12 protein-coding genes are annotated in these 13,200 nt (G+C 71.7%); 7 read left to right on the top strand and 5 right to left on the bottom strand.

Features of this window, described 5'->3' with window-relative positions; all coding sequences use genetic code 11:
* Nucleotides 1-53: 53 nt before the first annotated feature.
* Genes ACZ5PB_RS09165 through ACZ5PB_RS09145 form a run of 5 tightly spaced genes read right to left on the bottom strand, consistent with a single transcriptional unit; the run spans nucleotide 54 to nucleotide 5,779 of the window.
* The gene (locus ACZ5PB_RS09165) at nucleotides 54-1,034 is read right to left on the bottom strand and encodes an ABC transporter ATP-binding protein (RefSeq protein WP_468689227.1); all 981 of its coding nucleotides are present in this window, start codon (nucleotides 1,032-1,034) and stop codon (nucleotides 54-56) included.
* Nucleotides 1,031-2,086 carry an ABC transporter ATP-binding protein gene (locus tag ACZ5PB_RS09160; protein ID WP_468689225.1) on the bottom strand — a complete coding sequence of 352 codons (1,056 nt, stop codon included), beginning with the start codon at nucleotides 2,084-2,086 and terminating at the stop codon, nucleotides 1,031-1,033. Before ACZ5PB_RS09160 ends, ACZ5PB_RS09165 begins: the two co-directional genes overlap by 4 nt.
* On the bottom strand, nucleotides 2,083-3,072 hold the full coding sequence (locus tag ACZ5PB_RS09155) for an ABC transporter permease (RefSeq protein ID WP_468689223.1): 990 nt from the start codon (nucleotides 3,070-3,072) through the stop codon (nucleotides 2,083-2,085). Before ACZ5PB_RS09155 ends, ACZ5PB_RS09160 begins: the two co-directional genes overlap by 4 nt.
* The gene (locus tag ACZ5PB_RS09150) at nucleotides 3,069-4,016 is read right to left on the bottom strand and encodes an ABC transporter permease (RefSeq protein WP_468689222.1); all 948 of its coding nucleotides are present in this window, start codon (nucleotides 4,014-4,016) and stop codon (nucleotides 3,069-3,071) included. Before ACZ5PB_RS09150 ends, ACZ5PB_RS09155 begins: the two co-directional genes overlap by 4 nt.
* 14 nt (nucleotides 4,017-4,030) lie before the next feature.
* Complete coding sequence (locus tag ACZ5PB_RS09145; protein WP_468689220.1) at nucleotides 4,031-5,779, bottom strand: ABC transporter substrate-binding protein; 1,749 nt, start codon at nucleotides 5,777-5,779, stop codon at nucleotides 4,031-4,033.
* 194 nt (nucleotides 5,780-5,973) lie between these two features.
* Here ACZ5PB_RS09145 and ACZ5PB_RS09140 point away from each other — a divergent pair, with 194 nt between their 5' ends.
* The 7 genes from ACZ5PB_RS09140 to ACZ5PB_RS09110 all read left to right on the top strand — a co-directional run bounded on the left by ACZ5PB_RS09140 (nucleotide 5,974) and on the right by ACZ5PB_RS09110 (nucleotide 13,197).
* Nucleotides 5,974-7,176, top strand: a complete 1,203-nt coding sequence (locus tag ACZ5PB_RS09140; protein ID WP_468689219.1) for an NAD(P)/FAD-dependent oxidoreductase — start codon at nucleotides 5,974-5,976, stop codon at nucleotides 7,174-7,176.
* A complete protein-coding gene (locus ACZ5PB_RS09135) occupies nucleotides 7,166-7,486 on the top strand; it encodes a (2Fe-2S)-binding protein (protein WP_468689216.1) in 321 nt (106 codons plus the stop codon). Before ACZ5PB_RS09140 ends, ACZ5PB_RS09135 begins: the two co-directional genes overlap by 11 nt.
* Nucleotides 7,467-9,017 (top strand): FAD-dependent oxidoreductase, encoded by a 1,551-nt coding sequence (locus ACZ5PB_RS09130; protein ID WP_468689214.1) that lies wholly within the window; start codon nucleotides 7,467-7,469, stop codon nucleotides 9,015-9,017. The genes ACZ5PB_RS09135 and ACZ5PB_RS09130 overlap by 20 nt, the downstream gene beginning before the upstream one ends.
* Nucleotides 9,018-9,103: 86 nt before the next feature.
* Nucleotides 9,104-10,009, top strand: a complete 906-nt coding sequence (locus ACZ5PB_RS09125; protein ID WP_468689212.1) for a dihydrodipicolinate synthase family protein — start codon at nucleotides 9,104-9,106, stop codon at nucleotides 10,007-10,009.
* A gap of 52 nt (nucleotides 10,010-10,061) precedes the next feature.
* Nucleotides 10,062-11,066, top strand: a complete 1,005-nt coding sequence (locus ACZ5PB_RS09120; RefSeq protein ID WP_468689210.1) for a proline racemase family protein — start codon at nucleotides 10,062-10,064, stop codon at nucleotides 11,064-11,066.
* Nucleotides 11,063-12,445, top strand: coding sequence for an aldehyde dehydrogenase family protein (locus ACZ5PB_RS09115; RefSeq protein ID WP_468689209.1), 1,383 nt, complete (start codon nucleotides 11,063-11,065; stop codon nucleotides 12,443-12,445). The genes ACZ5PB_RS09120 and ACZ5PB_RS09115 overlap by 4 nt, the downstream gene beginning before the upstream one ends.
* Before the next feature lie 47 nt (nucleotides 12,446-12,492).
* Nucleotides 12,493-13,197: a GntR family transcriptional regulator gene (locus ACZ5PB_RS09110; RefSeq protein WP_468689208.1), complete on the top strand. Its 705-nt coding sequence runs from the start codon at nucleotides 12,493-12,495 to the stop codon at nucleotides 13,195-13,197.
* The last annotated feature ends 3 nt before the right edge of the window (nucleotides 13,198-13,200 follow it).

Raw genomic sequence — 13,200 nt, 5'->3', positions numbered from 1 at the left:
ACACGGGTGTGCCCCGGAACCGCACGCGGTTCCGGGGCACACCCACCTCTCGTTCAGGCCGCCTCGGGGAAGTGGCAGGCGACCTGCCGCGCCTCGCCCGGCGCGGCGATCCGCAGCAGCGGTGCCTCGGTGCGGCACACGTCCTGCGCCTTCGGGCAGCGGGGGTGGAAGGTGCAGCCGGGCGGCGGCGCCGCGGGGCTGGGCGGGTCGCCGAGGAGCATGATGCGCTCGCGGGCCCGTTCGGCCGCCGGGTCGGGCAGGGGTACGGCGGAGAGCAGGGCGCGGGTGTAGGGGTGGGCGGGGGCCGCGTACACCCGTTCCTTGGCGCCGATCTCGACGATCCGGCCGAGGTACATCACGGCGACCCGGTCGCAGACCCGCTTGACCACCGACAGGTCGTGGGCGATGAAGAGGTAGGCGAGGCCCAGCTCCTGCTGGAGGCGTTCCATGAGGTTGACGATCTGGGCCTGTACGGAGACGTCGAGGGCCGAGACCGGTTCGTCGGCAACGATGAGGCGGGGTCCGGTGGCGAGCGCGCGGGCGATGCCGATGCGCTGGGCCTGCCCGCCGGAGAACTCGTGCGGATAGCGGTCGACGTGCTCGGGGATGAGCCCGACGAGTTCCATCAGCTCGACCGCGCGTTTGTGGGCGTCGGCCGCCGAACTCCCCTGCACCAGAAGGGGGTCGGAGATGATCCGGGCGACCGTCTGGCGGGGGTTGAGGGAGGAGTGCGGGTCCTGGAAGACCATCTGGAGTTCGCGCCGCAGCGGCTTGAGCTCGCGCTGCGAGAGGTGGCTGATGTCGCGGCCGTCGTAGGTGACCGACCCTGTGGTGGGTTCGAGGAGCCTGACGATCGCGCGTCCGGTGGTGGACTTGCCGCAGCCGGACTCCCCGACCAGGCCGAGGGTCTCCCCCTGGGCCACCTCGAAGGTGATGCCGTCGACGGCCCGCACGGGTGGCGCGCTGCGCCGCTTGCCGGGGAAGGCGACCGTCAAGTCCCGTACGTGCAGGAGCGGTTGGGCATGTGTGGTCATGAGGTGATGCCTTCGTACGCGGGGAAGTGGCAGGCGGCCGGATGGCCGGCCGGTCCGGTGAGCAGGGGCCGTTCGGTCCCGCAGCGCAGCCGCTCACTGCCCGTCGCGCTCGCGGCGCGGGCGCAGCGGGGCGCGAACGCGCAGCCGGGTGCGGGGGTGAGCAGCGACGGCGGGCTGCCGGGGATCGCCCGCAGCGGTACGTCGTCGGGGTCGTCGAGCCGGGGCAGCGAGTCGAGCAGCCCCCGGGTGTAGGGGTGGGCGGGGGCGGCGAACAGGGTGTCCACCGTGGCCTGTTCGACGGCCCGGCCGCCGTACATCACCAGTACCTCGTGGGCGACCCGGGCGACCACCCCGAGATCATGGGTGATCATGACGACGGCGAGTCCGCGCTGCTCCTGGAGCCGGGCGATCAGTTCCAGGATCTGGGCCTGGACGGTGACGTCGAGGGCGGTGGTCGGCTCGTCCGCGATGAGCAGCTCCGGTTCGCAGGCCAGTGCCATCGCGATCATCACGCGCTGGCGCATGCCGCCGGAGAACTGGTGCGGGTACTCGCCCGCCCTGCGCGCAGGCTCGGGGATACCGACCTCGCCGAGCATCTCCACGGCCATCCGGCGGGCCGCCCCTCGCCGGGAGTTGAAGTGGACGCGGTGGTGCTCGGCTATCTGCTCGCCGACCGTGTAGTAGGGGTGCAGGCTGGAGAGCGGGTCCTGGAAGATCATCGCCATCCGGCGGCCGCGCAGCCGGTTCAGTTCGCGCTCGGTGCGGCCGATCAGCTCCTGCCCTTCGAGGGTGAGGGAGCCGGTGACCTCGGCGCTGGTGTGCAGGCCGAGGACGGCCATCGAGGTGACGGACTTCCCGGATCCCGACTCGCCGACGATGCCGAGGGTGCGGCCGCGGTGGACGTCAAAGCTGAGCTGGTCCACCGCGCGGACGGGGCCGTGCCTGGTGGGGAAGGTGACAGTCAGGTCCCGCGCGGACAGCAGGGGTTGCCGGTCCCCGGCCCGGGAGGGTTGCCTGTCCGCGGACAGCAGGGGTTGCTTCTGTACGGTCATGACAGCCTCACTCTCGGGTCGACGACCGCGTAGAGCAGGTCGACGGCGAGGTTGGCGACGACGATGAAGGTGGCGGCGAGCAGGGTCACCCCGAGGATGACCGGCTGGTCGCCGGTGGACAGGGCTCCGTAGAAGAGCCGTCCGATGCCCGGCAGGCCGAAGATGGACTCGGTGATGACGGCGCCCGCGAGCAGACCGCCGAGGTCCATGCCGAAGAGGGTCAGGATGGGGGTCATGCCCGCCCGCAACCCGTGCTTGACGACGACCGTGCGACGCGGCAGCCCCTTGGCGCGGGCGGTGCGGATGAACGGCTCCGCCATCGTCTCGATCATCGAACTGCGGCTCTGGCGCGCGTACATGGCCGCGTACAGCACGGCGAGCGCCACCCAGGGCAGCAGCAGGTTGCTCGCCCAGTGGACGGGGTCCGCACCGAAGGCGACGTAGGTCGGGTACGGGAGCAGTCCGGCGACCCGGATGAGGCCGTAGATCAGCATCATCGAGGTGAAGTACACCGGCATGGAGGCCGCGCCGACCGCGCCGACCATCAGGATCCGGTCGGTGAGGGTGTTCTTGCGCAGGGCGGCGAGGACTCCCGCGGACAGGCCGAGCGTCAGCCACAGCACCGCCGCGCCGAGGGCGAGCGAGGCGGAGACCGGCAGCCGGTCCATGAGGAGGTCCCAGACGGATTCGCTGTTCTCGTACGAGTAGCCCAGGCACGGGAAGTCGCAGTGCAGGGCGTACTTGCCGCTGCCGACGGTGCGGCCGGTGAAGATGCCGGAGAGGAATTCCCAGAACTGCTGCCAGATCGGCTGGTCGAGGCCCATGTGGACGCGGATCGCCGCCAGTCGCTCGGCGCTGCACGACTTGCCGCAGGCCGTGGCGGCCGGGTCGGACGGGAGGACGTAGAAGATGGTGAAGGTGACGGCGGCGATCGCGATGAGCACGCCGATGACGCCGAGCAGCCTGCGGCCGAGGTAGAGGGTCACGTACGGCTTCCTCTCGGGTCGAGGACGTCGCGCAGGGCGTCGCCGAGCAGGGTGAACGCGAGCACCGTGAGGAAGAGGCAGACGCTCGGGATGACGAAGTACATGGGGTCCGTGTCGTAAAAGGCGACGCTCTCGGCGATCATCTGGCCCCAGGACGGGGTGGGCGGGCGCACGCCGACCCCCAGATAGCTGAGGGCCGCCTCGGTGGCGATCATGCCGGGGACGATCAGGGTGGTGTACGCGATGACGGGCCCCGCGACGCCCGGCAGAACGTCGCGGGTGAGGATGCGCCAGGGTCCCGAGCCGCCGACGCGGGCGGCGTCGACGTATTCGCGGTGTTTGAGCGAGAGGGTCTGGCCGCGTACGACGCGGGCGATGCCGGGCCAGCCGAACAGGCCGATGACGGCGGTCATCAGGAGGATCCGGTTGACGTCCTTGGCCACCGACATCATCGCGATCATGAAGATGAGGGAGGGGAAGGACATGGTCAGGTCCATGAGCCTGCTGAGGACCGTGTCGATGCGGCCACCGAAGTAGCCGGCCGCGATCCCGGCCGCCGTGCCGGCGATCACCACGATCGCGGTCGCGGTGAGGGCGATCAGGAGGGAGACCTGCGCGCCGTGCACGACGCGGGCGAACAGGTCGCGCCCGGTGACGGGTTCGACGCCGAGCCAGTGGTCGGCGGAGATCCCGCCGAGCGCGCCGATGGGCTGACCGCCCAGGTACGGGTCGACGGCGCTCTTGTCGAACTCCTCGGGGGACCAGCCGCCGAGCGCGCTCAGCAGCGGGGCCGCGGCGGCCATGACGAGGAAGAGCGCGACCACGACGAGGGAGATCTTGACGGAGGTGCGGTGGCGCAGTTGTGCGCGGGCCAGCTGCCAGGGGCCGCGGCCGGCCGGGGCCGCCGCGGTGTCCTTGGCTTCGGGGACGGGAGTGAGAGTCATGATCTGATGGATCCTCAGCCCTGGCTCTTCGAGGGGTCCTTGAGGCCGACCGTGGCGTAGTCGAGCTGACCGCCGAAGGAGGTCTGGCCGTAGGCGCCCGCGATGTTGGTGCCGAGCACCAGCGGCCAGCGGCGCACCAGGACCGGGACGGTCGGGGCCTTGGTGAGGATCTCGCCGTCCAGCTGCTGCCAGGCGGCGGCCGCCTGCTTGGCGTCCGTCAGGGCGGCGATCTCGTCCATCCGCTTCATGGTCGGGGCGTCGCGGAAGAGCGAGTGGTTGCCGGAGTTGCCCTTCTCCTTGATGTACCGGCCGTCGAAGACGAAGGGGAGGAAGGTGGACCCGGACGGGTAGTCGGGGCACCAGCCCGTGTAGATCATGTCGGTACGGTTCTTGGTGTCGCCGATCGTCCCGTAGAACGCGGACGGGTCGACGGTCTCGATGGTGACCTTGATCCCCACCTTGCCGAGTGCCTGCTGGATCGCCTCGGCGCGCCCCTTGTCACCGTTGGAGACGGTCATCTTGGTGGTGAACCCGCCCTCCTTGCCCGCCTCCTTCAGCAGCTGCTTCGCCTTCTCCGCATTGCCGGCCGCCGGGATCTTCAGGGTGTCCGGCTGCTTGCCGTTGAAGAGGGTGGCGGGCATGTAAGCGGTGGACAGGTCGTTGAACGCGGGCCCGCCGGATGCGGTGAGCACCAGCTCCTTGTCGAGCGCGTACTGCACGGCCTGACGGACCTTCACCTGGTCGAACGGGGCGCGCCCGGTGTGCATCTGGACCATGTCGGTGCAGTTGGTGGACTCGGCGATCAGCCGCCCCCGCACCTCCGCGTTGGGCAGCACCTTGGCCGCGCTCTCCGGCCGCAGCGCACCCCAGGAGACGGCGGACGCGTCCGCGCCCTGGCTGGCGATCAGCCGGTCGTCGATCTGGTTGGGCTTGAGCCCCATCACCATGACCAGCTTGTCGGGGTACGCCTTGCGCACCTGGTCGGTCGAGACGTCCCAGTGGGTGTTGCGCACCAGGACCAGCTTCTTGCCGCGCTGGTAGGACTCGATCTTGTACGGGCCGGAGGAGAACGGCCGGTTGTCGTACTGCGGTCCCTTGTCCTTGGCCTGCGGCACCGGGGAGAACGTCGGCATCACGGTGGCGTTGGGGAACTCGGCGAAGGGCTTGCGGAGTTCGAAGACGATCGTGTGGTCGTCGGGCGTTTTGATGGAGTCGAGGTGCTTGCCCTGGGCGGGGCCCTGGTAGCCCTCGGCGCCCTTGAGGTAGCGGGCCGCGTAGTCGGCGCCGCCCGGCAGGTCGGGCGAGAAGGACCGCTCGATGTTGTACTTGACGTCCTTGGCGGTGACGGGGGTCCCGTCCTCGTACTTGACCCCCTTCTTCAGGCGGAACGTCCAGGTCTTGGCCCCGTTGGACGCGGTGCCGAGGTCGGTCGCCAGGTCCGGTACGAGCTCGCCGCCCGCGGTGCCGGGGGCGGCCTTGTAGGTGACCAGGGTGCGGTAGAGGGTCCGGGTGCCGAACTCCATGGCGTTCACCACCCAGTTGCGGGCCGGGTCGAGGTGCTCGAAGTCCTGGTTGGACAGGACCGTCAGGGTGCCGCCCTTCTTCGGGGTGCCGCCGACCATGGTGCCCGCGTTGGCGGTCGCGGGGTTCTTGGCGCCGCCGTCTCGCGCGCCGGACTTGTCCGGGCTGGAGCAGCCGGTCGTGCCGAGGGTGAAGGACGCCACCAGAGCGGTGGAGAGGACGGCGAGGGTGCGCTTGTTCATCAGTGGTCACTCCGAGAACAGTTGGCCAGCACAGGAGTTGGCTGGAATGTGACCCGTAACATAGTAATGTGAAATTGTACTGACAAGGCATTGGCGGGTCCGTTATCCACCCGTGTCCGAACCTCCGGACCCCCGCCCGAAACCCCCCGCCCCGAACCCTTGGCATCGACTGTGCCATGTGAAATATTACTGAGGTGCCCACGAGAAAAACTTCGGATGTCATCGTCGTCGGGGCGGGAGTGGTCGGCGCCGCCTGCGCCTACTACGCCGCGCTCGCAGGCCTCTCCGTCACCGTGGTCGACCGCGGCCCCGTCGCGGGCGGCACCACGGGTGCGGGTGAGGGAAACCTCCTGGTCTCCGACAAGGAGCCCGGCCCCGAGCTCGAACTCGCGCTGCTCTCCGCCGGGTTGTGGGAGGAGCTCGCCGAGCTGCTCCCCCAGGTCGAGTACGAGGCCAAGGGCGGTCTCGTCGTCGCATCGGACGAGGCCGGGATGGACGCCCTGCGCGTCTTCGCGGCCGGCCAGCAAAAGGCCGGCGTACGGGCCGACGAGGTTCCGTCCGACCGGCTGAAGGAACTGGAGCCGCACCTGGCTCCCGGCCTGGCGGGTGGCTTCCACTACCGGCAGGACGCCCAGGTCATGCCCGCCCTGGCCGCCGCACATCTGTTGCGGGCCGCGGGCGACCGGGTGCGTCCGAGGTTGGGCGAGGAGGTCACCGGGCTGCTCACGGACGAGGGCGGGAGGGTACGGGGCGTACGCACCGCCACCGGCGAGATCCACGCCGGTGCCGTGGTGAACGCCGCGGGCACCTGGGGCGGCGAGCTCGCCGGGTTCGCGGGCGTGGACCTCCCGGTCCTGCCCCGCCGGGGCTTCGTCCTGGTCACCGAACCGCTGCCCCGCCTCGTGCGGCACAAGGTGTACGCGGCGGACTATGTCGCCGACGTCGCCAGCGGTTCGGCGGCGCTGCAGACCTCGGGGGTGGTCGAGGGCACCCCGGCGGGCCCGGTCCTGATCGGCGCGAGCCGGGAGCGCGTCGGCTTCGACCGCACGCTCTCGACCGAGGTGCTGCGCCGGCTGGCGTCCCAGGCCACCGCGCTCTTCCCGGTCCTGGCCGGGGTCCGGGTGATGCGGACGTACGCGGGCTTCCGCCCGTATCTGCCCGACCACCTCCCGGCGATCGGCGCCGACCCCAGGACCCCCGGGCTGCTGCACGCCTGCGGTCACGAGGGTGCGGGGGTCGGACTGGCTCCGGTGACGGGGCTGCTCGTCGCGCGGGTGCTGACGGGCGAGGAACCCCCGCTGCCCCTGGAGCCGTTCAGGCCGGACCGGTTCGCGGACCCGTCCCCGCACACTTCTCCCGACCCCTCCCCCCGGAAGGACCCGCACGATGGCGCGTGAGCGCACCCCCGCCGGCCTCGTGGGCGCCGAGCCCGGAGCCGAGTTCGAGATCACCTTCGACGGCCGCCCCGTCACCGGCCTGCCGGGACAGAGCATCGCCGCCGCGCTCTGGGACGCGGGCATCCTCGCCTGGCGCACCACCCGCAACGGCGGCCGCCCGCGCGGCGCGTTCTGCGGCATCGGGCAGTGCTACGACTGCCTGGCCACCGTCAACGGCGAACCCAACCGCAGGGCCTGCCTGGTACCGGCACGCCCCGGCGACGCGATCACCACCCAGGAGGGACACGGCCATGACCGCACCGGCAGCTGAACCGTACGGCCTCGCGGTGATCGGAGCGGGCCCCGCCGGTCTCGCGGGAGCCGTCACCGCGGCCGAACTCGGCGTGAGCGTCGCTCTGTTGGACGCCGCACCGCAGAGCGGCGGGCAGTTCTACCGGCACCCCGCACCGGCCATGGGGGCGGTGCGCCCCGAAGCGCTGCACCACGACTGGTCCACCTTCGCCGGGCTGTACCGTCGGCTGGCGGCGAGCGACGTCACCCACCTCGCGGGACACCATGTCTGGACCGTGACCAAGGAGACCGACGGCCTGTGGACGGTCCACGCCGTCACCGGCGACGACGGCAACGGGGAGCAGCCGGTCCAGGTGCGCGCCAGGACTGTCCTGCTCGCGACGGGGGCGTACGAACGCCAACTCCCCTTCCCGGGCTGGACCTTGCCCGGGGTGGTGGGCGCGGGCGGCGCCCAGGCCATGCTCAAGTCGGGGCTCGTACTGCCCGGCAAACGCGTCGTCGTGGCCGGGAGCGGTCCGCTGCTGCTCGCGGTCGCCTCCTCGCTCGCCGCGGCCGGAGCGCGGGTGCCCGCCGTGGTCGAGGCGGCCGGCTATCTGCGCTACGCCCGCCACCCCGTCGCCCTCGCGGCCAACCCGCACAAGCTCGTCGAAGCTGCCGTGCACGGCAGCGCGCTGCTGCGGCACCGGGTCCCGCTGCGGCTGCGCAGCGCGGTCACCGAGGTGCACGGCACCGACCGGGTGGAGGCCGTCACCGTCAGCCGGCTCGACGCCGACTGGCGGCCCGTACGGAGGTCGGGCCGCCGGATCGCGTGCGACGCGCTGGCCGTGGGGCACGGGCTCGTCCCGCAGATCGAGCTGGCCACCACGCTCGGCTGCGCCACCCGCCCGCTGTCCGACCGCACTTCCGCCCTGGTCCTGGACGACCGCCAGGAGACCTCGGTACGGAACCTGTGGGCCGCGGGCGAGACCGGTGGCATCGGCGGAGTCCAACTTGCCTGCACCGAGGGCGAGTTGGCCGCTCTTGCGATCGCCGCGCGGCTGGGGCTGCGGCCCACGCACAGCGGCCGGGCCGGCAAACTCCTTCGCAGCCGGGGCCGTATGCGCAGGTTCGCCGATGTCATGACCGCCGCCCACGCACCCGGATCCGGCTGGCCACGCTGGCTGGCCGACGACACCGAGGTGTGCCGCTGCGAGGAGGTGACCGCGGGATGCATCCATGAGGCGGTCACCGAACTGGGGGCCCGCGACGCGCGCAGCGTCAAGCTCCTCACCAGGGCCGGCATGGGCTGGTGCCAGGGGCGGACCTGCGGAACGGCCGTGGCCTGCCTCGCGGCGGGCGCAGACGCCGCGGACGGAAGCACCGCGGACGGCGGCTCGGCCGACGGCGGTGCGGCGGACCGGGGTGCGACGAACGGCGGCGCGGTGAACCGCGGCGCGGTGGAACCCCTCGCCGAACGCCGCCCGATCGCCGTGCCGGTCACGCTCGCCGCACTCGGCGCACTCCCGGAGCCGGGCGGCTCCCCCGCCACATCACCCAGAACCACCAGCTGATCCCCAGCTGATCCCCCGCGCACACCCCTTCGGGGGTGCCGCACTCCACTGAGTAACATGTCACACACCACAGAAGGGCCCCTCGCATGACTGCCACCTGGAACCCCACCCGCCCCTGGCGCGGCATCATGGTCGCCACCACGCTGCCGTTCCGCGACGACCTCTCCGTCGACCACGACGCGTACGCCGAGCACGTCCGATGGCTCCTCGACAACGGCTGTGACGGCGTCGTCCCGAACGGCTCCCTCGGCGAGTACCAGACCCTCACCGACGAGGAGCGCGCCCAAGTGGTCCGCACCGCCGTCGAGGCGGCGGGCGACGGGGCGCGCGTGATGCCCGGCGTCGCCGCGTACGGCAGCGCCGAGGCCCGCCGCTGGACCGATCAGGCGGGCGAGGCCGGCTGCGGTTCGGTCCTGCTGCTGCCGCCGAACGCCTTCCGCGCCGACGAGCAGGCCGTCCGCGCCCACTACGCCGAGGTGGCGAAGGCCGGAGTGCCGGTGGTGGCATACAACAACCCCATCGACACCAAGGTCGACCTGACCCCGGCCCTGCTCGCCGCTCTGCACGCCGAGGGCAGCATCGTCGCAGTCAAGGAGTTCAGCGGCGATGTGCGCCGGGCGTACGAGATCGGCGAACTCGCCCCGGAGCTCGACCTGTTGATCGGCGCCGACGACGTGCTCCTGGAGCTCGCCCTGGCCGGGGCCGTCGGCTGGATCGCCGGATACCCCAATGCCTTCCCCGCCGCCTGCTCCGAGCTGTACCACGCCGCCGTCGCCGGTGACCTCTCGAAGGCCCTGCCGCTCTACAAGTCCCTCCACTCCCTGTTGCGCTGGGACTCCAAGACGGAGTTCGTACAGTCCATCAAGCTGTCGATGGACATCGTCGGCCGCCGCGGCGGCCCCACCCGCCCGCCGCGCCACCCGCTCACCGGGGCGATCGAGGCAGGGGTGCGCGAGGCCACCGAGAAGGCCGCGGCAGAAGGCCACCGCTGACCCGGTCGGACCCCCTGCCCCTGCTGACACAGAGCTGAAAGGACGAATCTCCGTGCGTACTCGTCATGTCTTCCATGCGGTCGACTCGCACACCGAAGGCATGCCCACCCGCGTGATCACCGGTGGCGTCGGGACGGTCCCCGGCGCCACCATGGCCGAGCGTCGGCTGCACTTCATCGACCAACTCGACCATCTCCGTACGCTGTTGATGTACGAGCCCCGGGGGCACTCCGCCATGAGCGGGGCCATCCTCCAGCCGCCCACCCGCCCCGACGCCGACTTCGGAGTCCTCTACATCGAGGTGTCCGGGCTGCTGCCGATGTGCGGGCACGGCACGATCGGCGTGGCCACCGTCCTCGTCGAGACGGGCATGGTGCCCGTGACCGAGCCCGTCACCACCGTGCGGCTCGACACCCCGGCCGGGCTGGTCAGCGTCGACGTACAGGTGAAGGACGGTGCCGCGAAGTCGGTCACGTTCACCAATGTGCCCGCCTTCTGCGTCGGCCTGGACCGCAAGGCGGAGGTCCCCGGGTACGGAACGGTCACCTACGACCTCGCCTTCGGCGGCAACTTCTACGCCTTCGTCGAACTCGACGCGCTCGGCCTGCCCTTCGACCGGGCCCGCAAGGACGACCTGCGGGACGCCGGCCTGGCCATCATGGACGCGATCAACGCCTCGCCCGACCGCCCGGTCCACCCGGAGCAGCCGGAGATCGCCGGGGTGAAGCACGTCTACCTCGCCGCTCCCGGCTCCGACGCCCACCGCTCGCGGCACGCGATGGCCATCCACCCCGGCTGGTTCGACCGTTCGCCCTGCGGTACGGGCACCTCGGCCCGGATGGCCCAGCTGCACGCCCGCGGCGAACTGCCACTGGACCGCGACTTCGTCAACGAGTCCTTCATCGGTACGGAGTTCACCGGCCGGCTCGTCGCCGAGACGGAGGTCGGCGGGCTTCCCGCCGTCGTACCGACCATCACGGGGCGTGCCTGGATCACCGGTACCGCCCAGTACTTCCTCGACCCGGACGACCCCTTCCCCGGAGGCTTCCTCCTGTGACCACCGCCGTAACCACCTTCACCTCCCGCAACCCGGCAGACCCCGACGACGTACTGGTCCATCTCCCGGCCCCCGGGGCGTTCGCCGCGGTGGACACCGTGGAGCGGGCCCGCGTGGCCCAGCCCGGCTGGCTGGCCGGCGGGGCCGCGGCCCGGTCGGCGGCGCTCGGCGCGGTCGCCGCGGCCGTCGAGGCCGCCGCGGAGGAGCTGGCCGCTCTCGCCGTACGCGAAGTGGGCAAGCCGCTCACCGAGGCCCGGGGCGAGGTGGCGCGTACCGCCGCGATCTGGCGGTACTACGCCCAGGCCCCCTACGAGCCCACCGGCGCCGTCCACGAACCGGCGGCGGGCCCGGGGCTGCTGCTGACCCGCCGCCGCCCGCACGGGGTCGCCGGGCTCATCACGCCCTGGAACTTCCCCTTCGCCATCCCGACGTGGAAGGCCGCCCCGGCGCTCGCCGCTGGCAACGCGGTCGTCCTCAAGCCCGCCCCCGAGGCCACGGCCTGTGCCCAGCGCCTGACCGAAATCATCCAACAGGCCCTGCCCGCGGGGGTGTTCACCCTCCTGCCCGGTGGCGCCACTGAAGGCAACGCCCTGGTCACCGCCGCCGACGCCGTCTCCTTCACCGGCTCGACGGCCGTCGGTCAGGCCGTCGTCCGTGTCGCCACCGGCCGGGGCGTCCCGGTCCAGTGCGAGATGGGCGGACTGAACGCGGCCCTCGTCCTGCCGGACGCCGACATCGAGCAGGCCGCCTCCCACATCGCCGCCGCGATCGCCGGGTACGCCGGCCAGAAGTGCACCGCCACCAGCCGCGTCATCGCGGTCGGCGCCGCGCTCGACCCGCTGCGGGAGGCCCTCGCCGAGGCGCTGCGGGCCGTCCCGGTGGGCGACCCGGCCGACCCCACCACCGTGTGCGGGCCGCTCATCAGCGAGTACGCCCGCGAACAGGTCAGCGGCGCCTGGCACGGCCTGCGCACACTCGCCGGCGGTTCCGTGCCCCACGGCCCCGGCTGGTACGCGGCCCCGACCCTGGTCGACGGGGTGTCCCCGGGGCACCGGCTGCTGCGCGAGGAGGTCTTCGGACCGGTGGCGGCCCTGCTGCCGGCCGACGATCTGGCCCACGCGGTCAGGATCACCAACTCGGTGCCGTACGGCCTGGTCACCTCGGTGCACACCACCGACCTGGACACGGCCCTGGGCGGTCTTGACCGGATCGACACCGGAATGATCAGGATCAACGCGCCGTCCAGCGGCGTCGACTTCCACCTGCCCTTCGGCGGCACCAAGTCCTCCAGCTACGGGCCCCGCGAACAGGGCCACGCGGCCCTGGAGTTCTACACCTCCAGCCGCACCTACACCCTCTCACCTGCGAAAGCAATGTGAAATTGTACGCTGGTGATCCATTCCGGTACGAAGGGATCACCAACGACATGGGGCATCTGAAACAGCGCGACCTCAACGCCACCAGGGAACGGCTGCGCGACCAGGTCGCCCACGCACTGCGGGCGGCCCTGGTCTCCGGCGAGCTGCAGCCGGGCGAGGTGTACTCGGCACCGGCCCTCGCCGAGGACTTCGGGATCTCGGCGACCCCGGTGCGCGAGGCGATGCTCGACCTGGCCCGGGAGGGCCTGGTCGAGCCCGTCCGCAACAAGGGCTTCCGGGTCACCGAGGTCAACGAGCGCGACCTGGACCAGTACACCGAGATCCGCGCCCTGATCGAGATTCCCCTCGTCGGACGCATCACCAGGTCCGCCGCCCGCGAGGACCTGGAGGCGCTGCGGCCGGTCGCCGACGAGATCGTTCGCGCGGCCCGCGACCACGACCTCATCGGCTATCTGGAGGCCGACCGCCTCTTCCACCTCTCCCTGCTCGCACTCTCCGGCAACGAGCGCCTGGTGGAGACGGTCGGTGACCTGCGCAAGCGGTCGCGCCTGTACGGGCTGACCGCGCTGGACGAGCGCGGCGAGCTGATCCCCTCGGCCGAGGAGCACCTGGAGCTCCTCGATCTGATGCTGGCGGGTGACGCGCGGGGTGCCGAGGAGTGCATGGCCGAGCACCTGGGCCATGTCCGTTCCCTCTGGGCCAGGGGCGAGGACCCGAAGGGACCCGCCAGAAAGCGACCACGAAAGAGATGATCC

Source organism: Streptomyces sp. NPDC032721 (assembly GCF_055579625.1).
The sequence above is the reverse complement of the archived record's forward strand: the minus strand, read 5'-3'. Positions and strand labels throughout refer to the sequence as shown.